Genomic DNA, 20,875 nt, shown 5'->3' on the forward strand with positions numbered 1-20,875 from the left:
GCCCCGTTGGGCGGCGGATGGGCGCCTGGAAGGTGTGCAGGACTTCTGCGGACCCGAGCGCAAAGCCGGGACGCGTTCACGCCGTCTCAGACCCGGCGACTGATCAGCGTGCCCGCTTCCAGTGGCGCCAGGCTGCTGTGCCCGGCGGCGTCGTAGGCCACCACTTCCTGGCTGGCGCGCAGTTCGGCGAGTTCGGCCACCGCGTCGTTGGCGGCTTCCTGTACCGGAGCGCCCGGCACCGGGCCGGTCAACGCCCCAGGGACCGCGTCCGTGGTGGCGCTGACCGCCGCGACCTCGTCCGAGCTGGCGTTCTTGCTGCTGAGGGCAACGTCCACCACCGCGGCACTGGCCTTCCACACGTTGGAAATCACGTCCTGCAGCTTCTGCTGGAACGCTTTGTCCTCGGCCTGGCGGACCTGCAGCTCGCGCTCGGCGTCGGCCCTGGCCTGAGCCTTGTCGGGCGATTCGGGCTGGTCCGGCGCATCGGGCGACTCGCGTGGCAACAAGGGAGCGGCGTCCGCCGAAGCGCCCTTTTCGCTGCGTTCGGTGTCGCGCTCACGCTGGGGAGTCCCCGGGCGCCCGGTCCGGGCGGTGCTGGACGTGTCGCGACCCGATGGCCCCATGCCGGTCTGGGCGTCGCGCGAAGTGGCCTGCACCGGCTGTACCGCCCCTGCAGCCGACACCGCAGCGACCGCAGGGCCAGGCGGCGGCGACCAGACCGCCGGTTGACTGGATGTGATGCTCAACATGGCAAACCCCTGAAGAAAGGGACACCAGCGATAGATATTTCTGGTGTTCCCCCAGCTTTTCGGCGGGTCATCGCCGAACTTGAGCCTCTTTTCCCACCCTGTTCCGATGAATGGCGGCGCCAGAAATGCGATAGGGCGCCAACGACCGCCACAAGCGGCCGCCCCGCCGGGCGCTCGTGGCCAAAACACTGGCGGGGGGCTCCGACACACGTGCCCCACCAGCAGACATCGCGGAACTGGCTCTGCCAGACCGCAGCTGCCGCCCCCTGGAGGGGGTCGCGCGCAGCGCGGCGGGGGTGGTCTCTTACTCCGCGAAGGCTTTTTCGTGCATCCAGGCGGCGTGCTTGGGTGCGCGGCGCGTCTGGGCCCATTCGTTGATCATGTCCCACTTCACCTCGTCGAGCTTTTTCAGCATCTCGGGCGTGGCGGTGTTGGCGGCCAGTTCCAGGCGGTGGCCGTTGGGGTCGAAGAAGTAGATGGACTTGAACAGGGTGTGGTCGGTCAGCCCCACCACCGGGATGCCGGCGGCCTCCAGCCGGGCCTTGGTCGCCTTCAGCTCGGCCACGCTGTCCACCTCCAGCGCGATGTGCTGCACCCAGTCGGGGGTGTTCGGGTCCTTGCCCATCTCGGGCGAGTTGGGCAGTTCGAAGAAGGCCAGCACGTTGCCCGCGCCGGCGTCCAGGAAGATGTGCATGTACGGGTCCGGCGCCTTGGTGGACGGCACGGCGTCTTCGGCGATGGCGAGCACGAAGCCCATGCCCAGGTGTTTCCCGTACCACTCGACGGTTTGTTTGGCGTCCTTGCAGCGGTAGGCCACGTGGTGGATCTTGCGGATGTTCATGGAAGTCTCCTTCAGGAAAGTGGGGTTGGTCAGACGCCTTCGCGCGCAATGGCGAGGGCCTGTTTGAGCACCGAGATGTCGCCGACCTGGTTGGCCAGCAGCAGGATCAGCTTGGCGTTGAGCAGCTGGCTCTGTTCGTCGCTGAGGTCGCGGTGGGTCTCGATCAGCGCTTCGTAGAAATCGTCGCCGGGCGTGAAGTCGCGGAAGTAGCGCTGGCCGGGCTCGGCGAGGTTGGGCTGGAGTTGCAGGGTCATGACCGACCTCCGCAGAGCCGCCTCAAGGCCGGAGAGCCCCCTCGGGGGACAGAGAGCGTAGCGAACGTGGGGGTCATCATGTTGTCTCCTCGGAGGGGGTCAGGCGGCCACGGCCAGGGCGGCAGGTTCGGCGGCGGTCTGCGCGGTCGCGCGGGCCATCGCGGCGCGCACGGCGGCCTCATCGAAACGGTGCCAGCGCGCGGCCACGTGCTGGTCGGGGCGCACCAGGTAACAGCTGCCGGGACACGCGCCCAGGCGCTGGGCCACCTGGCCGTCGCGGTCGTGCAGCACGCTCAGGCCGGGCACGTCACCACCGTGCGCGGTGACCAGCAGCACCTGCACCGGGATGGCGGCCCCGGCCAGTGCCTGGGCCTGTGCGCGCAGCAGCGGGTCGATCTGTTCCGCGCGGTCGGCAAAGGCCAGCAGCACGAAGCGGTTGCCCAGCTGGTCGAGCAGCCAACCATCCTGCCCGGCCACGCGCACCGGCGCGTCGTCCAGCGGCGCGCCGGGGACCATGTTGCCTTCAAACGCGTCCACGTCGGGCGTGTTCAGGGCCGAGCGCACCAGGATGGCCGGCACCGACAGGCGCCCGGAGTTGACCAGCTTGCGGGCGAAGGGCTGGGTGCGCGCCAGCTCCAGCGCCGCGTTGCGGAACAGCTTGCTGACCGCGCTCTTGGGCGTGATGAAGTCGGTCGAGCGGGTGGAGTTGCGGATGTTCTCGTCGGCCGCATAGGTGCGGTCGGCGTCGTAGGTGTCGAGCAGGGCCTGGGGCGCCAGGCCCTTGATCACCAGCGCCAGCTTCCACACCAAGTCGTCGGTGTCCTGGAAGCCCGAGTTGGCGCCGCGCGCGCCGAACGGCGAAACCTGGTGCGCCGCGTCGCCCACGAACAGCAGGCGGCCGTGGCGGAAGTGCGTCATGCGCCGGCACTGGAAGGTGTAGATGCTGGCCCATTCGAGCGTGAACTCGCGGGTGTCGCCCAGCATGGCCTTGACGCGCGGGATGATCTTCTCGGGCTTCTTCTCTTCTTCCGGGTCGGAGTCCCAGCCGAGCTGGAAGTCGATGCGCCAGACGTTGTCGCTCTGCTTGTGCAGCAGCACGCTCTGGTTGGGGTGGAACGGCGGGTCGAACCAGAACCAGCGTTCGGCCGGGAAGTCGGCCTTCATGACCACGTCGGCGATCAGGAAGCGGTCCTTGAACACGTGGCCCTCGATGTCCAGCCCGAGCTGGCGCCGCACGTTGGAGCGCGCGCCGTCGGCCACGATCAGCCAGTCGGCATCGATGTCGAAGGCGCCATCGGGCGTCTCGATGCTCAAGCGGGCGCCGTCTGTGAGCGGCGCCACGCCCACCACCTTGTGGTTCCAGCGCAGGTCCACGCCCAGCGCCTCGGCACGGCGCACCAGGGCTTCTTCCAGGTGGTACTGCTGCAGGTTGATCATGCCCGGGCGCTTGTGGCCGGCGTCGGGCACGAGGTTGAAGCGGTAGACCTCTTCCTCGCGCAGGAAGGTGCGGCCCACGTTCCAGCTCACGCCCTGGTCGACGATGGTGTCGCCCACGCCCAGGCGGTCCAGGATTTCCAGCGCGCGCTTGGCGTAACAGACGGCGCGCGAGCCGAAGGAGACGCTGTCCTCTTCGTCGAACAGCAGCACCTCCAGCCCCTGAAGGCGCGCGTCGATGGCGGCGGCCAGCCCCACCGGGCCGGCCCCGATGACCACCAGCGGCCGGCGCTGCGGTGCACCCGCCATCAGGTCGGTGGGCGCCCGGTAGGTGAACTTGGGGTAGGTGTAAGTGGACATGGAACGCTGTCTCCGCGGGTGGCCTGTTGTGCGTGTACTGTAGCGCAAGATTTCGCATACGTAAACAGATTCACCTAAACGTAATCGTAATCCATCCCCCGGCCAGGCGCCGGGGCGGCTTCCGGGTGTCGGGACGTGCGCCCGCCCCCTGCCCGCTCCGCCCCTCAGAAAGCGCAACGGCGGCCCCCGCCTGCGCGGGTCCGCCGTTGGCTGTCGGCCCCGTGGGCGCGTCGGTCGAGGAGGCTCAGTCGCTGTCGCGCTCGGCCGGCCGCACCACCGTCACCGGCACCGGCGCGATCTGCACCATCTCGTGCGCCACCGCCCCCAGCTGGGTGCGAAAACCGCTGGCGCCGTGCGCGCTCAGGATGACGGCGTCACAGCCGTGCCGTTCCAGGATCTCGACCAGGGTGTGGGCCGGGTCGCCCGTGGCCACGTCCTGCTCGACCTGCAGGCCCGCGGCCTGCAGCAGCTCAAGGGCCGGGCGCATCAGGTCGCGGCCCGCGGCCTCGCTCACCTGCTGCAGCACCTGCGGGTTGTGGGCCACCACCAGTTCGTAGAGGTTGGCGGGCGACTGCACGTTGGCCACCACGAACCGCGCCCGCAGACCGCGCCCGGTGAGTGCCAGCGCGTGGTGCACCGCGTCCAGCGACCGTTCCGAACCATCAACCGGGATCAGGATCTTGAGCATCGACATGGTGTCTCCAGGGTGTGTCCGTTGTGGCTCAGAAGGGGCGCTCATTGAGCACGCACCAGTACAACTCGATCTGCTCGGCCACGTCCATGAACTTGTTGAAGCTGACCGGCTTTTCGATGTACGAATTGACGCCCAAATCGTAGGCGGTCTTGAGGTCTTTGTCTTCCCGGGACGAGGTCAGCACGACCACCGGGATGCGCCGGAACCGCTCGTGCGCCTTGAGCTGGCGCAACACTTCCAATCCGCTGATCTTGGGCAGGTTGATGTCCAGCAGGATCACCGCCGGCAGCGTCTCGCCCGCTTCCCAGCGCGGGATGAAGGCCAGCGCCTCCTCGCCGTCGCGCGCGACGTGCACCTGGTTGGTGAATTTTTTCTTGTTGAACGCGCGCAGCGTCAGGTCCAGGTCCATCGGGTTGTCCTCCACCAGCAAGATGGGGGGCAGGTTCACGGAAGTGCTCATTCGGGAAACTCCAGAAAAAATGTGGCACCGGCACCCAGGGTGCTTTCAGCCCAGACGCGTCCGCCCATGCGCTGAACGGCCTTGGACACCAGGGCCAGGCCCACCCCGGTGCCCGGGAACTCCTCGGCACGGTGCAGGCGCTGGAAGATGCCGAACATGCGGTCGTGGTATTTCATGTCGAAGCCGACGCCGTTGTCGCGCACCCAGAGAATACGCCGCCCGGCTTCGCTGCGACTACCGATTTCCACCCGGGGGGGCTGGCGGTCGCGGCTGAACTTCAGCGCGTTGCCGATCAGGTTGCGCAGCACCACGGCCATGCCTTCGCGGTCCAGCGCCAGCGTGAACGGCTCCATGGCCAGCTGCACCTGCGCGCCCTGGCGGTGGATGTCGGCCTCGTAACCGTCCAGCACCTGCTGCACCAGCGGCAGCAGCGGGACCGGGTCGGCCGCCATGTCGCGCCGTTCCATGCGCGAATACTCCAGCAGGTCGCTGATCAGCTCGCCCATGAGCTGCACACCGTGGCGGATGCGCCGGACGAACTGGCGGCCGTCCTCGTCCAGGCGTTCGCCGTACTCCTCCACCAGCAGCTGGCTGTAGCCGTCGATGCCGCGCAGCGGTGCCTTGAGGTCGTGCGAGACGGTGTACGAGAACGCTTCGAGTTCCTGGTTGGCCTGGCGCAGCTGCGCGGTGCGCTCGGCCACGCGCCGCTCCAGTTCCTGGTTGACCTGGCGCAGCTGTTCTTCGGCCTGCACCGCGTCGGTGATGTCCTGCAGGGTGCCGATGTAGCGCGGCTTGAGGCCCTGATCGTCGCGGGTGATGCGGTGCACCGTGCGGCGCATCACCCGCACCGGTCCACGGGCCGGGTGGGTGCGGAAGACCAGGGGGCTCACCTCCGCACCGCGGCGTATCCGATCCATGTCCTGCGCCACCATGGTCTGGTCGTCCGGGTGCACACACGAGAGATACACCTCGTTGGACGGCGGCCGGTCGGCCGGCGCCAGCCCCAGGTTGCGGAACAGCTGGGTCGACACGGCCACGCGCTGGGTCTGTGCGTCGGCGGTCCAGCTGCCCAGCAAGGCCACCGACTCGGCCTGCTCCAGCATGTCGCGCAGTTCGTTCGCCACCCGGTCGGCCAGCACACGCTCGGTCACGTCCATGGTGGTGCCGAAGATGCGCACCACACGGCCGTCGGCGTCGCGTTCCAGGCTCGCACGCTCCTCGACATGGCGCACCCCCTGCGGCGTGACGAGGCGGTGTTCGATCTTGTCCACGCCTGTGCTGTCGCGCCCGGTCACCGGATCCACCGGAGCGCGCGCGCGCGCCATGACATGGGCGCGCACGCGTGCCTGGTCGTCCGGGTGCACCACCGCCAGGTAGGCCTTCACACTGGGCGCGACCTGCGCGGGGTCCAGTCCCAGCATCGCATAGTGCTGCGCCGACCAGCGCACCACGCCCTCGGGCAGTTGCACGCTCCAGCTGCCGATGCGTGCCACCGCCTGCGCCTCGGCCAGTCGCGAGCGCTCTTCCTCCAGCGCCGCCTCGGCGGCCTTGCTCTCGGAGACGTCGCGCAGGATCGACCAGAGGTACTCGACCTGCCCGTCGGCGCCGCGGTGCGCCATGATCAGCTGCGACATCGGCACCTCGCGCCCCTGCGCATCGAACACCGCCGTCTCGCCCAGCCAGCGGCCCCGCTCGATCGCGGTCGGGATGCCTTCGTCGTGCACCAGCCGGGCGGCCCAGGCCGGGTGCACCTGGCGGATCGCCTCGTCCAGGGGCTCGCCCGGCCGAAGGCCCAGCATGTCGTAACCCGCCCGGTTGAAATAGAACACGTGGCCCTGCGCGTCGGCCATGCTGACGATGTCGGTGGTGGTCTCCATCACCGAGACCAGGCGGTCGCGCGCGAGCTGGGCTTCGACCAGCTCGGTCTCGTCCTGCACCAGGCCCAGCAGATTGACGACCTGCCCCTCTTCCCGCAGGGCGTCGCTGCGGATGCGCAGGTGCTTGACCGGTCCGTCCGGCCTCAGCCAGCGGTAGCTCACATTCATCGGCTCCCCATGCTGGATGGCCGCCTGATAGGCCACGTCCAGAGCGGATCGGTCCTGCGGGTGCACGTGCGCCAGGTAATCGGCGTAAAGCCCGGGGCCCCACCCGTGCAACCGGACCATCTCATCCGTCCAGTCCGACAGCCCGGTGGCCACGTCATAGTTCCAGCTGCCCATGCGGCCGATGCGTTGCGCTTCGAGCAGCAGCGTCTGGCTGCGCCGCAGGGCCATGTCGGCCACCACGCGCTCGGTCACGTCCTGGATCGTGGCAAACAGCTGCTGGACGCGGCCGGTCTCGTCGCGCACCGCGCGCACGTCGATCTCGGTGTGCACGATGCGCCCGTCCTTGCGCCGAAAACGCTTGGCCATGCGGTAGCCGTTGTGCACACCGGCGATGAGTTCATCGAACAGCGCCACGTTGCGTTCCAGGTCGCCCAGCGGCGTCATCTCGGCCCAGCTCATGCGCAGCAGCTCTTCGCGCGCATAGCCCAGGATCTCGCACAGCCGGTCGTTCACCTGCAGCCAGCGCTTGTCGGTCGGCGACGAGATCGCCATGCCCAGGAAGGGCAGCTCGTAGAACATGCGCAGCAGCTCGGCCTGCTGGCGCTGGGTGTGCTCGGCCTCCACCTGCGCGCTCACGTCCAGCAGCACACCGCTGATGTTCACCACCCCACCGGCGGCGTCGCGCCCGAGCGTGGTGCGGTCATCCACCCAGGCCCAGCGGCCGTCGGCACAGCGGATGCGGTAGGACTGGCGGTACTCGTCCGGCCCGTGCGCGAAGTAATGCGCCACCTCGTCGTGGATGCGCTGGTTGTCGTCGGGGTGGATCAGGTCGCTGTACTGCAAGCTTCCCTGCAACAGCTGCTCGGGCTCGTAGCCCCACTGCCGCACCGAGGCACTGACCTGCACCACCGGCCAGCCCGGCTGGTTGAGCCACTCGATCACCACCGCCGGCGAGCGGTTGATCAGGTCGCTCATGTGGCGCAGGCGTTCCTGCTCCTGGCGCAGCTGCTCGGCCATGCGGTCGGCCGCGGCGCCGATGTCGGCCAGTTCGTCGCGCCCCTGCAGGCCGGCCCGCGTGGCCAGGTCGCCCGCGCCCATGGCCCCCAGCGCACGCGACAGGCGCTGCGCACGGCGGAACCACAACAGGTGCAGCAGCAGCGCCAGCCCCGCCACGGCCACCAGCACCGCCCCGGCTTCGCGCACCAGCTCGTCCTGCACCGCGGCGCGGCGCACCGCGACGGCACGGGTGTTGTCCACCCACACCAGCAGCCGGTGTTCGCCCTGCAACGGCATGTCGCCGCTCAGGGCCCGGCCATCGGCCTGCGCGCTCACCACGATGGCGTGCGGCGCAGGCGCCGTCTGCAAGCCCGTCAGCGACTCGGGCACGCCCGCGCGCGCCAGCACGTCGGTGACGGGATGGCCCAGGTCCAGACGCGACAGCGAGGCCCGCACCCGGCCCAGCGGGTCGATCAGGTAGGCACGCTCCAGGCCCTGGTGCAGGGCCAGCGCCCCCACCACGCGGCGCAGCACCAGCGTGTCGTCCGCGCCCATGCGCTGTTCCAGCTGGCTCTGGTCGATGCTCAGGCGCTCGCGCAAGCGTTCGGATTCCTGCTGCACCACCTCGTCGGTGATGCTGCTCATCTGCTGCTGGTAGCGCAGCGCAATGGTCAGCAACGCGAACACACACAGCAGCAGGGGAAACAGGTGCCGCCCCCCCAGGCGCAACAACCAGGGTGGCGAACTCATGCGCCCGCTCCTTGCGCCTGCATCAGGCGCTTGGCCGGTTCGGGCGCCAGCAAACGGCCCCAGTCGGGCGATTCGTGGATCAGCCCCATCGTCTGCAAGGTGATGGCCAGCCTCTCGGACGCCTGCCCCAGGGCTTTGGGCTCGCCCGACAACAAGGCCAGGGACTGCCGGGCGTCGTAGAAATCCAGCCCCCGGAACGAGGCCAGGTATTGCGCAGGCGTCAGGTCGGCGCCGGGGGCCAGCAGGGCCGCGCTGGCGTCGGGTTCCTGCTCGACCGCGGCCAGCCCGCGCTGCCAGCCCGCGACCAGCGCCTGCACCTGAGCCGCCCGCGCCCCCAGCACATCGGCGTGCACCAGCAGCACGTCCACGATGTCGCCCGGCATCTGCCGGCTGTCAAAAATGGGCACGCAACCCACCTCGCGCAGGGCGCTCGCCAGTGGCTCGTACGACACCGCCACCTCGGCGCGGCCGTCGCGCAGCAGCGCCACGTGCTGCGTCGCCTCCACGTTCATCACCCGCACGTCAGCGGGCCGCAGGCGCGCGGCCTGCAGCAGGCGCTGCAGCATCAAGGCCCCCACGGTGGTGGCTTCCACCGCCACGGTGCGCCCGCGCAGCCCGTCGAGGTTGCGCACCCCGGGCACCGCCATCACCACATCGGCCCCGGCCGAGGCGCTGAGCACCGCCACCACCCGCGGATCGAACCCCTCGTCGGCCAGGCGCAAGGCCTCGTCTAGCGTCAGCGCGGCGGCGTCGAGCAGGCGGTTGCGGAAATGGCGCAGGGTCTCGGAACTCGACGACAGTTCGATCACCTTCACCGCCTGGGTGTCGATGAAGCCACGTTCGCGCGCCAGCACCAGGGGGTCGTAGCCGACCCAGGCGTTCAGGCCCAGCTTCAGCGGCGCGGCGGGCACGGGCTGGCAGGCCGCCAGCAGCGGCGCCACCGCGCCGCCCAGCAGGCACAGGCCCCCGGCGTGCAGCCAATGGCGGCGCGTGTGCGGCGTGGCAAGACATTCAGCCGGGCCCGCCCCCTGCCCCGCGCGCCCCTGCCCGGTGTGGTTTCGCATTCAGATGCCCCTGTCGGCGATGGTGTTGTTGTTTCATTCTGTCACCAACCGCGCCCCGACCCACCGAACGCCCCCGCGTTTTTGCCGCGCCCGAGCGCGGCGGGGCCGGCGGCCGCGCCGGCCCGCCCCCCGTTGCGCCGCACCCGCTCGTCCACCGCGAAGCCGACCAGGGCCACCCCGCCGTGGCTGCGGGCATCGAAGGGGCGCACGACGTGGTGCCAGCGGGTGCCCGGGCCGGACGCTTCACTGTCGGTGCGGCCGGCCCATACACACGTCGGGGGGTGCCTATGACCGTTGCACGCCGTGGTGGATGACGTGTCGGCAGGGGTTGCGACCGAACCAGTAGGCCAGCTCGTTGGGGTGCTGCAGGTCCCAGGCGACGAAGTCGGCACGCTGCCCGGCGATGAGCTGCCCCCGGTCCCGAAGGCCCAGCGCCTGCGCGGCGTGCACGGTGATGCCCTGCACCGCTTCGAGCGGGGTGAGCCGGAACAGGGTGCACGCCATGCTGGCCATGAGCAGCAGGGACAGGCCGGGCGAGGTGCCCGGGTTGTGATCGGTCGAGACGGCCATGGGCACACCGGCCTGGCGCAGCGCCTCGATGGGGGGCAGGCGCGTCTCCCGCAGGAAGTAGTAGGCGCCCGGCAGCAGCACCGCGACGCTGCCCGCGGCCCGCATGGCGGCGATGCCGTCCGCGCTCAGGTGCTCCAGGTGGTCGCAGGACAGGGCGTTGAACGAGGCCGCGAGGGCCGCGCCCCCCTGGTCCGACAGCTGTTCCGCGTGCAGCTTGACGGGCAGTTGCCAGCGCCGCGCCGCCTCGAAAACCCGTTGTGTCTGCGCGGGCGAAAAGCCGATGTTTTCGCAGAAGGCGTCGACCGCGTCGATCAGCCCCTGGCGGTGCAGCTCGGCCATCCAGTCGCAGACGGCGTCGATGTAGTCATCGGGCCGGCCTTCAAACTCGGGCGGCAGCGCGTGCGCGCCCAGGAAGGTGGTGCGCACATCCACCGGCAGCGTCTGCCCCAGGCGGCGGGCCACGCGCAGGCAACGCGCTTCGGCGTCCAGCGACAGGCCGTAACCCGACTTGATTTCCAGCGTGGTCACGCCTTCGGCCATCAAGGCCGCGGCGCGCTGCGCGGCACTGTCCCACAGCGCCTCTTCGCTCGCCGCGCGCGTGGCGGCCACCGTGGAACGGATGCCGCCACCGGCGCGGGCGATCGCCTCGTAGCTCACCCCGTTCAGGCGCTGCTCGAACTCGGCGGCACGGTGTCCGCCGTAGACCAGGTGGGTGTGGCAGTCGACCAGCCCCGGCGTGACCAGCGCGCCGCCCAGGTCGACGGTGCGCGCGGGCGGTTCGCCGGCCGGGCGTTCGTCCTCGCGCCCGACCCAGACGATGTGCGGGCCGTCGGTCAGCAAGGCGCCGTGTTCGATCAGGCCCCAGCCGTCGGCATCGACGGCCGGGTCGAGGGTGGCCAGGCGCGCGTTGCGCCAGAGGGTTCTGGTGTTCATGTGGAGGGTCCGACGGGCAGGTGGTGCAGCCACCAGCCGACGGGCGCGGCGGCGGCGGGGTGCATGGCAAAGGGCTCGAAGCGCCAGGGTCCGGCCGGGGGTTCCTCGAACCACAGCAGGCTCTGGGCGGCGAGCGTGCGGGTGTCGCCGGCGCCGCTCCAGCGCCCCGCCACCCGGGCGAACAGGCCCGCGTGCGCGCCGCGCGGGGCGGACCAGGGGACGTCGTCGGCCATCGCGGTCATTCCCCCTGATCCCCCGCGGACCATGAGGTTGAGATCGCGCACCGGCCCGCCCAGCAGCCGGCCAACGGGCGGCGCGCCGCCGTCGAACGCCAGCGGCGCGTCGCCCGGTCGCAGCGTCTGCGGCCGACCGGCAAAGTCCAGCGCCAGGCCCTCACCGCTGAGCAGGGTGATCCAGCGCTGAACGCCCTCGAAGACCGAAAACGGGCCGTCGGTGGCGATGTCGGCCACGCTGATGCGCAGCCGCCAGTCGTCGCCGCCGCCCGGCCAGCGCAGCAGTTCGCGCGTGACGCCGCCGCTATTGCGCCAGAGGGCGCCCGGCACCGCATCGACGCGCAGACCCGATGGCTGGTGGGACATGGCAGTGGGCGGCGTCCCGCTCAATGCGCCCAGAGGGCGGTCAGCAGGTCTTGCTGATCCCGGCTGGCCGCGCCCTGGAGCACCAGCTGCAGGGCCGCCTCGATGTCGGGGGCGAACAGCCGGTCCTGCGCGTAGAACGGCACGCGCTGGCGCAGCGTGGCGTGCGTCTGCGCCAGCCGCTGCGAGGTGCGCAGCGGGCGGTGGAAATCCACCCCCTGCGCCGCAGACAGCCATTCAATGGCCAGGATGGTGGCGGTGTTGCGCGCCATCTCGTCCAGGCGGCGGCCGGCGAAGGTGGCCATGCTGACGTGGTCTTCCTGGTTGGCCGAGGTCGGCAGGCTGTCGACGCTGGCCGGGTGGGCGTGGGACTTGTTCTCCGACGCCAGGGCCGCCGCGGTCACGTGCGCGATCATGAAGCCGCTGTTGAGCCCCGGCTGGTCGACCAGGAAGGGCGGCAGGCCCGAGAGCGAGCTGTCGATCAGCAGCGCGATGCGGCGCTCGGAGATCGCGCCGATCTCGCTGATGGCCAGCGCCAGCGTGTCGGCGGCAAACGCCACCGGTTCGGCGTGGAAATTGCCGCCCGAGAGCACCTCGCCGGAATCGACGAACACCAGCGGGTTGTCGGTCACGGCGTTGGCCTCGGTCAGCAGGGTGCGCGCGGCGTTGGCGATCAGGTCGCGGCAGGCGCCCATGACCTGCGGCTGGCAGCGCAGGCTGTAGGGGTCCTGCACGCGTTCGTCGCCTTCCATGTGCGAGAGGCGGATCTGGCTGCCCGCCAGCAGCGCGCGGGTGGCCGCGGCCACCGCGATCTGCCCCGGCTGGCCGCGCACCGCGTGGATGCGCGGGTCGAAGGGCGCGTCGCTGCCCTTGGCGGCGTCGACACAGAGCGCACCGATCACCGTGCCGGCGTCGAGCAGGCGCTCGGCCATGAACAGGCCGTGCAGCGCCAGCGCGGTCGACACCTGGGTGCCGTTGATCAGCGCCAGGCCTTCTTTGGCGGCCAGGGTCAGCGGCGCGATGCCGGCGGCCTGGAGCGCCTCGGCGGCCGGGCGCATCTCGCCGTTCACGCGCACCGGGCCTTCGCCCATCAGCGCCAGCGTCATGTGCGACAGCGGCGCCAGGTCGCCGGATGCGCCGACCGAGCCCTTGACCGGGATCACCGGCATCACGCCGGCGTTCAGCAGCGCCAGCAGGGTGTCGATGACCACCGGGCGCACGCCCGAGTAGCCGCGCGCCAGGCTGGCCGCCTTCATCAGCATCACGAGACGCACGGTGGCGTCGCTCATGGGTTCGCCGGTGCCGACCGAGTGCGAGAGGATCAGGTTGCGCTGCAGCAGCTCCAGCTGCTCGTCGGGGATGCGCGTCTTGGCCAGCTTGCCGAAGCCGGTGTTGATGCCGTAGGCGGCATCGCCTTTGGCGACGATGGCGTGGATGGCCGCGGCCGCTGCGTCGATGGCGGCGCGCTGCGACGCCGGCAGCGTGATCGGCCGGGGCGCCGCCCAGATGGAGCGCAGGTCGTCCAGGCTCATCTGGCCGGGCGTCAGGACCAGGGGGGTGGGGGTGGCGGTGGTGGTGTCGGACATGGGTGGCAATCGGTGAAAGGTTCGGGTTCGGATGTCGTGACGGATGATCCAGCGCTCAGGCGCTTTGCGCAAACCGCAGCGCGGCGTCGAGCAGAGCGCGCAGCGTGGGTTGCAGCTGCGAAGCCTGGTCGGGCAGGTAGCGCATGGGCATGTCTTCTTCCATGTAGCTGCACTGGGTCATCTCCAGCTGCACCGCGTGGATGCCCGCCGACGGCTGCCCGTGCTGGCGGGTGATGTGCCCGCCCTTAAAGCGGCCGTTGAGCACCGCGCTGTATCCCGGCGCGCTCTGGGCGATGCTCAGCAGCGTCTGCGCCAGCGCCGGATCGCAGCTGGCGCCGTCGGCGGTGCCCAGGTTGAGGTCGGGCAGCCGGCCGTCGAAGAAGCGCGGCACGACGGAGCGGATGGAATGCGCGTCCCAGAGCACAACCCGCGCATGAAGGGACTTCAGGCGGGCCAGTTCGGCGGCGAGCTGGCGGTGGTAAGGCGCCCAGACCGCGTCGCGGCGGGCCGCGATCTCGGCCTCGTCGGGTTCCTGACCGGGCTGATAGAGCGCCAGCCCCTCGAAGGTGTCGACAGGGCACAGGCCGGTGACGCTCTGGCCGGGGTAGAGGCTGGTGCCGTCGGGTGGTCGGTTGAGGTCGATCACGTAGCGCGAATGGGTGGCCATCAGGATCGAGGCGCCCATGTCCTGGGCAAAGCCGTAGAGCCGGTCCAGGTGCCAGTCGGTGTCGCGCACCGTGCGGCCTTCTTCGGTCAGGCGCTCGGCGATGGCCGGGGGCACGTGGGTGCCGACGTGCGGGATCGAGATCAGCAGCGGGCGTGTGCCCGGGTGGAACACGAACGGGGGTTCGGTGGTGACGGTGGTCATGGCTCAGGTGCTGGAAATGATGGATTGGCGTGCGGCCACGAAGGCCTGCGCCGCAGACGCCCGCAGCGGGTGTTGACCGACGTCGGTGCGCGGGTGGCCCTGGGTCCAGACGCTGTGCAGCGCCTGCGCGCGGTGGCTGGCGAACACATGGCTGGACAGCATGTCGGGCGCACCGAGGCCGGCCAGGGCCACATGCTGCGCATCCAGCACCACGAAGTCCGCGCCCTGGCCCACGGCCAATCCCGCCGCCCCACCCTGGCCGAGGCGGCCTGCGGCCTGCGCGCCGCCCGCGACCGCCTGCAGCAGCTGCGCGGTGGCGACCTGGGGCTGCTCGGGGGTCGCCAGCACATTGCGCTCGCGCCGCCACAGCCGCTGGCCGTATTCGAGCAGGCGCAGTTCCTCGGCCGCGTCGACGCTGGCGTGGCTGTCCGAGCCCAGGCCCCAGGCGCCACCGTGCTGCCGCCAGCGGGGCAGGTCGAACAGCCCGTCGCCGAGGTTGGCCTCGGTGGTCGGGCACAGCCCGGCGACGGCGCCGCTGCGGGCCGCGTCGCGGTATTCGGTCTCGCTCATGTGGGTGGCGTGCACCAGGCACCAGCGGGCGTCGACCGGCGCGTGCTCCAGCAGCCACTGCACCGGCCGCTGGCCGCTCCAGGCCAGGCAGGCGTCGACCTCGGCGGTCTGTTCTGCGATGTGGATGTGCACCGGTGCGGTCGGGTCCAGGGCCTCCAGGCCGGTCAGCACCGCCTGCAGGCTGTCCGGCGTCACGGCGCGCAGCGAGTGCGGGGCGAGGCCGAGCCGGGCGCCCTGCGCCGCGCAGGCCGGCCGCAGCCGCGCCAGCAGGTCCAGCATGTTGTCGGTGCTGCGGATGAAGCGGCGCTGTCCCTCGGTCGGCGGGGTGCCGCCGAAGCCGCTGTTCTGGTAGAGCACGGGCAGCAGCGTGAGGCCGATGCCCACCGCCTGGGCCGCGCGCAGCAGGCTGTGCGCCATGGTGGCGTCGTCGGCGTAGGGCCGGCCCGCCGGGTCGTGGTGCACGTAATGGAATTCGCACACCTGGGTGTAGCCGGCCTCCAGCATCTCGATGTAGAGCCAGGTGGCGATGGCTTCGAGCTGTTCGGGCGTGATGCGCTGGGCAAAGCGGTACATCAGGCTGCGCCAGCTCCAGAAGCTGTCCTGCGCCTCGCCGCGGTACTCGGTCAGGCCGGCGAAGGCGCGCTGGAAGGCGTGCGAATGCAGGTTGGGCAGACCGGGGATCAGCGGCCCGGCGGCCGCCGGAATGCCGTCGGGTCGGGCGGTGTTCGGCGCCACCTGGGTCAGCCGCCCCGCGCCGTCCCATTGCAGCAGGACGTCGCGGGCCCAGCCCCCGGGGAGCAAGGCGTGTTCAGCGTGAAGGCTCTGGTTCATCGTGTCGTTTCCGTCATCTGCAGCCACACCAGGGCCGGCTGGTCGCCCGACAGCGGCCGGACCTGGCCACCCAGCGGGGTCTCATCCCACCACACCCCGCTGCCCGGCGCCAGTGCCTGATCGCCCGAGATCCAGGTGCCCCGGACCGACAGCAGCAGTCCGCGGCGGGTCGCCGGCAGTGCGGTTGCCGTGTGCAGCACCGTCAGCTGCGCCTGCAGCGCGTCGCGCCGGACCATCACATTGAAGTCGGTGCTGGTGCCGCCGAGCAGCGTGCAGTCCACCGACGCTTCTCCGCGGAATGGAAACGGCGCCAGGGCCTGGTCGAGGGTGTGGTCGGCGCCACCGGCCATCCGCAACCGGATGCCCTGGCCATCCAGCAGCATGATGATCCGGTCGACGCCGGGAAAGGTCGAGAACGGACCATCGAGACCGATGGTGGCGATGCTGACGCGCCAGTCGAAATGATCCAGGTCCGCGCCGGCCGGCCGGCGCACGATTTCGCAGGTGCTGCCGCCGCCGTTTTTCCAGGGTGTTGTGACCAGGCTGGCGGTGTCGAAGCTGTGGATCATGGCAGCAGGCCTTGCAAGGCGGCGGGGTCGCGCAACAGCTCGGCGGTCTGGGCAATATCGGGCGCCAGAAAACGGTCGACGTGGTAGGCCGGAACGTGCTCGCGCAACAGGCGCCAGGCACGCCCGGTGCCCCGGCCGAAGCTTTGTGTCTTCAGGAACTCGAAGGCCTGCGCCGCCAGCAGGAATTCAATCGCCAGAATCTGGTTCAGGTTCAGCAGCGACTGGTGCAGGTCCAGCGCCGCCGTGGTGCCCAGGCTCACATGGTCTTCCTGGTTGCCCGAGGTGACGAAGTTGTCCACCACCACCGGCTGGGCCAGGCGGCGGTTTTCACCGGCCAGCGAGGCGGCGGTGTACTGGGTGATCATGAGGCCCGAATTCACGCCCGGCTCCGACACCAGAAACGCCGGCAGGCCGCTGACCAGCGGGTTCACCAGCCGGTCGATGCGCCGTTCGGCCACACCGCCGAGCTCGGCCACCGCGATGCGCAGCAGGTCGGCCGCCATGGCCACCGATTCGCCGTGTGGATTGGCCTGCGACATGACGCGGTAGGCCTGCGGGCTGCCCAGCAGCAGCGGGTTGTCGGTGACGGAATTGAGCTCGATGTCGATCTGGCGTGCGGCGTGCGCGATCTGGTCGCGACAGGCGCCGTGGATCTGCGGCAGGGAGCGGATGCTCAGGGCGTCCTGGGTCCGCAGCCCGCGGCTGCTGGCAACCACTTCGCTGCCGTCCAGCAGGCTGCGCAAATGCCGGCCCACCTGCTGCATGCCGGGATGCGGCTTGAGGGCCAGGATGTCGGCGTCGAACGCGTCGATCTGACCGCGCAAGGCCTCGAAGCTCATGGCGCTGATGACATCGGCCCAGTCGGCCAGCCGTTCCACGTCGGCCAGCGCGAGGGCGGCCAGGCCGGTCATGCAGGGTGTGCCGTTGACCAGGCACAGGCCGTCCTTGGCACCCAGCACCAGTGGCTGCAGTCCATTGGCGGCCAGGGCCTCGGCGGCGGGCAGGGTGCGGCCTTGCCACTGCACATCGCCCACGCCCAGCAGCGTCACCCCGATGTGCGCCATGTGGCTGAGGTAACCCACCGAACCCTGCGACGGCACGCAGGGGGTGATCTCCAAATTGAGCAGCGCCAGCAGGCCGTCGACCACCTTGGGCTGCAGGCCGGAGTAGCCCTGGGCGAAGTTGGCCAGCGCCGCGAAGAGGATGGCGCGGGTCTGCGGCACCGACAACAAGGGCCCGACACCGACCGCGTGGCTGAGCAAGGTGTTCTTGGACAGCTGCGCCAGCTGATCACCGTGCAGGAGCACGTTGCTCAGGGCGCCGAGTCCGGTGCTGACACCATAGGCGCGCTCGTCGCGCGCGACGATGCAGTCAACGATGGCGCGGGCGTTGGCCATGCGGGCCCAGGCCGCGGGCGAGAGTACCAGCCGAGCGCCGTCGCGGGCCACGGCGACCAGGTCGCGCCAGCCCAGGGGAGCGTCACCCAAGGTGATCGTGCGGTCCAGGTTCATGCGCCGGCCCGTTCCTGGTGGCTGGAGGTGAACTGCCGGAAACGCTCCGAGGCCTGGCGGCCAAACACCTCCGCGGGCGCACCTTCGATGTCGATCACTCCCTGGTGCATGAAGACCACGCGGTTGGACACGTTGCGCGCAAAGCCCATCTCGTGCGTCACCACCAGCATGGTGCGACCCTCTTCGGCCAGCGAGCGCATCACCTTCAGCACCTCGCCGACCAGCTCGGGATCCAGCGCCGAGGTGGGCTCGTCGAACAGCATCACCAGGGGCTGCATGGCCAGGGCGCGGGCGATCGCCACGCGCTGCTGCTGGCCGCCGGACAGGTGCGCCGGGTAGTAGTCGCGCCGGTCGTACAGGCCCACCCGCTGCAGCAGGGCTTCGGCTTCCTCCACGCATTCGGCACGCGAGCGCTTTTGAACCCGGGTCGGTCCCTCGATGAGGTTCTGCAACACCGTCATGTGCGACCAGAGGTTGAAGCCCTGGAACACCATGGCCAGCTGCGAGCGCATGCGTTCGACCTGCTTGCGGTGCACCGGCTCCATGTGGCCGTCCTTGCGCTGGCGCATTTCCAGGGTTTCGCCGTTCAGGCAGACACTGCCCTGATCGGGCGTTTCCAGCAGGTTGATGCAGCGCAGAAAGGTGCTCTTGCCCGAACCGCTGGCCCCCAGGATGGAGATCACGTCGCCCTTGCGGGCGTTCAACGAAATGCCTTTGAGCACGTGGTGGTCGCCAAAGGACTTGTGAATGCCGGTGACGGCCAGGGTGGCGTGGGTGGTATTCATGATCGGCTCAGAGGGGTTGGGCTTGGGCGTTGACCGCGGTGCCGGGTCGCTTGCGAAGGTGCGGCGACAGCCGGTGTTCAAGCAGCGCCACGGCGCGCACCAGCAGGAAGTTCAGCACCAGGTAGATGGCGGCGGCGCAGAGGAACACCTCCATGGTGCGGTAGCTGCGCTGGATGATCTGCTGGGCCACGCCGGTCACGTCCCACACCGTCACCAGGCTGGCCAGCGCGGTGGACTTCACCAGCAGAATCAGCTCGGTGGAATAGGCGGGCAGGCACTGGCGCAGCGCGATCGGCGCGATCACCCGCTGCAGCAGGGTCCAGCGCGACATGCCGGTGGCCAGGCCGGCTTCGATCTGGCCGTGCGGCACGGCCAGCAGGCCACCACGCAAAATTTCCGCGGTGTAGCCGGCGGTGCACAGGGCCAGCGCCAGCACCGCGCAGGCATAGGGTTCCCGCAGCACCACCCAGGCGACGCTGTCGCGCACGGCCTCGAACTGGCCCAGGCCGTAATAGATCAAGAACAGCTGGATCAGCAGCGGCGAGCCGCGGAACACCAGCACATAGCCGCGCGCAAACCAGCTAAGCGCCGGGTAGGGGCTGACCCGCATGGCCACGATCACCAGCGACAGCAGGCCACCGAACAGCATAGACAGGGAGAACAGGCCCAGCGTGGTGGGCACGGCGGCCAGCAGCTTGCCCATGGTGTTGAACAAAAACTCGAAGTCCATCTCAGTGGCCTCCCGCCAGGTTGCGCCGCTGGGACTTGCCCATGTGCTTTTCAGCCCGGCTGAACACCTGGTTCGACATACCGGTGAGCACCAGATACAGCAGGCCGCCGACGATGTAGAACACGAAATACTGGCGGGTCGATCCGGCGGCGATTTGCGTGGTGCGCATCAGCTCGGCCAGACCGGTGACCGAGATCAGCGCCGAGTCCTTCAGGCTCATCTGCCAGACGTTGCCCAGACCGGGCAGCGACAGCCGGAAGATTTGCGGCATCAGGATGCGCCGTGCCAGCATCAGCGTGGGCATGCCGATGGAGCGTGCGGCCTCCAGTTCACCTTGCGCCACGGCCAGGTAGGCGCCGCGGTAGACCTCGGCCTGGTAGGAGCCGGAGATCATGCCCACCGCCAGCGCGCCGACCAGGAACGGCGGCGTGGCGATGAAGCCCTCGGCGCCGAACCATTGGCCGACGGCGGTGATCAGGGTCGAGCCGCCGAAGTAGAACAGGTAGATCACCAGCAGCTCCGGGATGCCCCGGAACACGGTGGAATACAGCTCACCGACGCTGCGCAGGCTGCGCCGCGGCGAGAGCTTGGCGGCAGCGATCAGCGCGCCGAAAACCGAGCCGACCAGCAGCCCGCACAGGGTCAGTGCCACCGTCAACAGCGTGGCCAGCAGCAGGGCCGATCCCCAGCCCTGCTCGCTGAAGCCCAACATTTCGAACAGATCCATGGGGACGCTCCGGTCTGATTGACGGTGGCCTGGGCTGGACTCAGGGGTTGGCGGGGGTCAGGTCGGTCTTGAACCACTTGAGCGACAGCTTCTTCATCGTGCCGTCGGCCAGCGCGGCCTTGATGGCGGCGTCGAACATCGCTTTCAGATCGGCATCGGCCTTGCGGAAGCCCAGGGCTTCGCCTTCGCCGAACACCAAGCCGCCGATCTTCGGACCGCTGTAGGCCAGGCCCTTGTTTTCCGGTTTCGCCAGAATGGAATTGATCAGGGTCACGTCGTCGAACGCGGCGTCGATGCGACCGGCCTTCAGGTCGAGCATGGTGTCGGCCGAGGCGCTGTATTCGCGCACGGTGGCGATGTCCTTGAAATGCTCGTCGATGAACTTGGTGTAGACCGTGCCCGAGGCGATGCCGATGGTCTTGCCCTTGAGGGCGGCGCGCAGCGGCTCGACGGCGGCGCGCACGGTCTTGGCGTCGGTGCCCAGCTTCATCGTCTCGCCCTTGGATTCGGGCAGCAGCTTGCCGCTGGCGCCGATAAAGCTGGCCGAGGTGGACGCGTAGGGGACGGAGAAGGCGACCTCCTTCTTGCGTTCCTCGGTGATGACGATGGAGTCCATCATCACGTCGTATTTGCCGGCTTTGAGGCCCGCGATCATGCCGTCCCAGTTCTGCACCACCAGCTTGCAGGTGATCTTCATGCGCGGGCACAGGTTCTCGATCATGTCGATCTCGAAGCCGCCGAGCTTGCCGCCAGGCAGGGTCAGGTTCCAGGGTTCGTAGGCCCCTTCCGTGGCGATGGTGACGGACTTCCAGTCTTTGGCCTGGGCCGGTGCGGCGCAGGCCAGAATGCCCAGAGCCAGGAGGCCTGCGGGGAGGACGTTTTGGATTTTCATGCTTGGCTTTCAGAGGGGTTGGAGGAACGGACGGGGGAGATTCGTACAGCGGGTGCCCGG

Annotated in this window: 19 protein-coding genes; all 19 read right to left on the reverse strand. The window is 69.7% G+C overall.

The genetic code is table 11. The annotated features are described in order from the left end of the window. Window positions 1–86: 86 nt before the first annotated feature. The 19 genes from RMP09_RS15045 to RMP09_RS15135 all read right to left on the reverse strand — a co-directional run bounded on the left by RMP09_RS15045 (window position 87) and on the right by RMP09_RS15135 (window position 20,815). Window positions 87–749: a hypothetical protein gene (locus RMP09_RS15045; RefSeq protein WP_310566796.1), complete on the reverse strand. Its 663-nt coding sequence runs from the start codon at window positions 747–749 to the stop codon at window positions 87–89. Window positions 750–1,053: 304 nt separating this feature from the next. Then, a complete protein-coding gene (locus tag RMP09_RS15050; RefSeq protein WP_310566797.1) occupies window positions 1,054–1,590 on the reverse strand; it encodes a VOC family protein in 537 nt (178 codons plus the stop codon). 29 nt (window positions 1,591–1,619) lie between these two features. Further along, window positions 1,620–1,844, reverse strand: a complete 225-nt coding sequence (locus tag RMP09_RS15055; RefSeq protein ID WP_310566798.1) for a DUF2783 domain-containing protein — start codon at window positions 1,842–1,844, stop codon at window positions 1,620–1,622. Window positions 1,845–1,943: 99 nt separating this feature from the next. Beyond that, a complete protein-coding gene (locus tag RMP09_RS15060) occupies window positions 1,944–3,638 on the reverse strand; it encodes an FAD-dependent oxidoreductase (RefSeq protein ID WP_310566799.1) in 1,695 nt (564 codons plus the stop codon). A 244-nt stretch (window positions 3,639–3,882) separates the two neighbouring features. After that, window positions 3,883–4,332: a universal stress protein gene (locus RMP09_RS15065; RefSeq protein WP_310566800.1), complete on the reverse strand. Its 450-nt coding sequence runs from the start codon at window positions 4,330–4,332 to the stop codon at window positions 3,883–3,885. Window positions 4,333–4,360: 28 nt separating this feature from the next. Continuing rightward, complete coding sequence (locus tag RMP09_RS15070) at window positions 4,361–4,792, reverse strand: response regulator (RefSeq protein ID WP_310566801.1); 432 nt, start codon at window positions 4,790–4,792, stop codon at window positions 4,361–4,363. Next, window positions 4,789–8,583, reverse strand: coding sequence for a PAS domain-containing protein (locus tag RMP09_RS15075; protein WP_310566802.1), 3,795 nt, complete (start codon window positions 8,581–8,583; stop codon window positions 4,789–4,791). Before RMP09_RS15075 ends, RMP09_RS15070 begins: the two co-directional genes overlap by 4 nt. Continuing rightward, window positions 8,580–9,647, reverse strand: a complete 1,068-nt coding sequence (locus RMP09_RS15080; protein ID WP_310566803.1) for an ABC transporter substrate-binding protein — start codon at window positions 9,645–9,647, stop codon at window positions 8,580–8,582. Before RMP09_RS15080 ends, RMP09_RS15075 begins: the two co-directional genes overlap by 4 nt. 285 nt (window positions 9,648–9,932) lie before the next feature. Further along, window positions 9,933–11,150 (reverse strand): imidazolonepropionase, encoded by a 1,218-nt coding sequence (gene hutI, locus RMP09_RS15085; protein WP_310566804.1) that lies wholly within the window; start codon window positions 11,148–11,150, stop codon window positions 9,933–9,935. Then, on the reverse strand, window positions 11,147–11,749 hold the full coding sequence (locus RMP09_RS15090) for a HutD family protein (protein WP_310566805.1): 603 nt from the start codon (window positions 11,747–11,749) through the stop codon (window positions 11,147–11,149). The genes hutI and RMP09_RS15090 overlap by 4 nt, the downstream gene beginning before the upstream one ends. A gap of 20 nt (window positions 11,750–11,769) precedes the next feature. Beyond that, entirely contained in the window at window positions 11,770–13,332 is a 1,563-nt protein-coding gene (hutH, locus tag RMP09_RS15095) for a histidine ammonia-lyase (protein WP_310566806.1), read from the reverse strand. Window positions 13,333–13,387: 55 nt separating this feature from the next. Then, window positions 13,388–14,200 (reverse strand): N-formylglutamate deformylase, encoded by an 813-nt coding sequence (gene hutG / locus RMP09_RS15100; RefSeq protein WP_310566807.1) that lies wholly within the window; start codon window positions 14,198–14,200, stop codon window positions 13,388–13,390. Window positions 14,201–14,203: 3 nt separating this feature from the next. Beyond that, window positions 14,204–15,601 carry a formimidoylglutamate deiminase gene (locus RMP09_RS15105; protein ID WP_310566808.1) on the reverse strand — a complete coding sequence of 466 codons (1,398 nt, stop codon included), beginning with the start codon at window positions 15,599–15,601 and terminating at the stop codon, window positions 14,204–14,206. Beyond that, window positions 15,598–16,170, reverse strand: a complete 573-nt coding sequence (locus RMP09_RS15110) for a HutD family protein (RefSeq protein ID WP_310566809.1) — start codon at window positions 16,168–16,170, stop codon at window positions 15,598–15,600. The genes RMP09_RS15105 and RMP09_RS15110 overlap by 4 nt, the downstream gene beginning before the upstream one ends. Beyond that, window positions 16,167–17,681, reverse strand: a complete 1,515-nt coding sequence (gene hutH / locus RMP09_RS15115; RefSeq protein ID WP_310566810.1) for a histidine ammonia-lyase — start codon at window positions 17,679–17,681, stop codon at window positions 16,167–16,169. The genes RMP09_RS15110 and hutH (RMP09_RS15115) overlap by 4 nt, the downstream gene beginning before the upstream one ends. Continuing rightward, entirely contained in the window at window positions 17,678–18,466 is a 789-nt protein-coding gene (locus tag RMP09_RS15120) for an ABC transporter ATP-binding protein (protein ID WP_310566811.1), read from the reverse strand. The genes hutH (RMP09_RS15115) and RMP09_RS15120 overlap by 4 nt, the downstream gene beginning before the upstream one ends. Before the next feature lie 7 nt (window positions 18,467–18,473). Continuing rightward, window positions 18,474–19,196: an ABC transporter permease gene (locus RMP09_RS15125; protein ID WP_310566812.1), complete on the reverse strand. Its 723-nt coding sequence runs from the start codon at window positions 19,194–19,196 to the stop codon at window positions 18,474–18,476. A 1-nt stretch (window position 19,197) separates the two neighbouring features. Next, window positions 19,198–19,923 carry an ABC transporter permease subunit gene (locus tag RMP09_RS15130; protein WP_310566813.1) on the reverse strand — a complete coding sequence of 242 codons (726 nt, stop codon included), beginning with the start codon at window positions 19,921–19,923 and terminating at the stop codon, window positions 19,198–19,200. Window positions 19,924–19,963: 40 nt separating this feature from the next. Beyond that, window positions 19,964–20,815 (reverse strand): transporter substrate-binding domain-containing protein, encoded by an 852-nt coding sequence (locus RMP09_RS15135; protein WP_310566814.1) that lies wholly within the window; start codon window positions 20,813–20,815, stop codon window positions 19,964–19,966. Window positions 20,816–20,875: the final 60 nt, after the last annotated feature.

The sequence above is a fragment of the Hydrogenophaga sp. genome (assembly GCF_031426985.1).
Lineage (GTDB): Bacteria > Pseudomonadota > Gammaproteobacteria > Burkholderiales > Burkholderiaceae_C > Hydrogenophaga.

What these genes read in the sequence shown, in the direction of transcription:
- RMP09_RS15060 (WP_310566799.1), bottom strand. Translation starts at nt 3,638, where the DNA reads ATGTCCACTTACACCTACCCCAAGTTCACCTACCGGGCGCCCACCGAC.
- RMP09_RS15050 (WP_310566797.1), bottom strand. Translation starts at nt 1,590, where the DNA reads ATGAACATCCGCAAGATCCACCACGTGGCCTACCGCTGCAAGGACGCC.
- RMP09_RS15055 (WP_310566798.1), bottom strand. Translation starts at nt 1,844, where the DNA reads ATGACCCTGCAACTCCAGCCCAACCTCGCCGAGCCCGGCCAGCGCTAC.
- RMP09_RS15080 (WP_310566803.1), bottom strand. Translation starts at nt 9,647, where the DNA reads ATGCGAAACCACACCGGGCAGGGGCGCGCGGGGCAGGGGGCGGGCCCG.
- RMP09_RS15090 (WP_310566805.1), bottom strand. Translation starts at nt 11,749, where the DNA reads ATGTCCCACCAGCCATCGGGTCTGCGCGTCGATGCGGTGCCGGGCGCC.
- hutG (WP_310566807.1), bottom strand. Translation starts at nt 14,200, where the DNA reads ATGACCACCGTCACCACCGAACCCCCGTTCGTGTTCCACCCGGGCACA.
- RMP09_RS15110 (WP_310566809.1), bottom strand. Translation starts at nt 16,170, where the DNA reads ATGATCCACAGCTTCGACACCGCCAGCCTGGTCACAACACCCTGGAAA.
- hutH (WP_310566810.1), bottom strand. Translation starts at nt 17,681, where the DNA reads ATGAACCTGGACCGCACGATCACCTTGGGTGACGCTCCCCTGGGCTGG.
- RMP09_RS15125 (WP_310566812.1), bottom strand. Translation starts at nt 19,196, where the DNA reads ATGGACTTCGAGTTTTTGTTCAACACCATGGGCAAGCTGCTGGCCGCC.
- RMP09_RS15120 (WP_310566811.1), bottom strand. Translation starts at nt 18,466, where the DNA reads ATGAATACCACCCACGCCACCCTGGCCGTCACCGGCATTCACAAGTCC.
- RMP09_RS15065 (WP_310566800.1), bottom strand. Translation starts at nt 4,332, where the DNA reads ATGTCGATGCTCAAGATCCTGATCCCGGTTGATGGTTCGGAACGGTCG.
- RMP09_RS15045 (WP_310566796.1), bottom strand. Translation starts at nt 749, where the DNA reads ATGTTGAGCATCACATCCAGTCAACCGGCGGTCTGGTCGCCGCCGCCT.
- RMP09_RS15130 (WP_310566813.1), bottom strand. Translation starts at nt 19,923, where the DNA reads ATGGATCTGTTCGAAATGTTGGGCTTCAGCGAGCAGGGCTGGGGATCG.
- RMP09_RS15135 (WP_310566814.1), bottom strand. Translation starts at nt 20,815, where the DNA reads ATGAAAATCCAAAACGTCCTCCCCGCAGGCCTCCTGGCTCTGGGCATT.
- hutH (WP_310566806.1), bottom strand. Translation starts at nt 13,332, where the DNA reads ATGTCCGACACCACCACCGCCACCCCCACCCCCCTGGTCCTGACGCCC.
- hutI (WP_310566804.1), bottom strand. Translation starts at nt 11,150, where the DNA reads ATGAACACCAGAACCCTCTGGCGCAACGCGCGCCTGGCCACCCTCGAC.
- RMP09_RS15070 (WP_310566801.1), bottom strand. Translation starts at nt 4,792, where the DNA reads ATGAGCACTTCCGTGAACCTGCCCCCCATCTTGCTGGTGGAGGACAAC.
- RMP09_RS15105 (WP_310566808.1), bottom strand. Translation starts at nt 15,601, where the DNA reads ATGAACCAGAGCCTTCACGCTGAACACGCCTTGCTCCCCGGGGGCTGG.
- RMP09_RS15075 (WP_310566802.1), bottom strand. Translation starts at nt 8,583, where the DNA reads ATGAGTTCGCCACCCTGGTTGTTGCGCCTGGGGGGGCGGCACCTGTTT.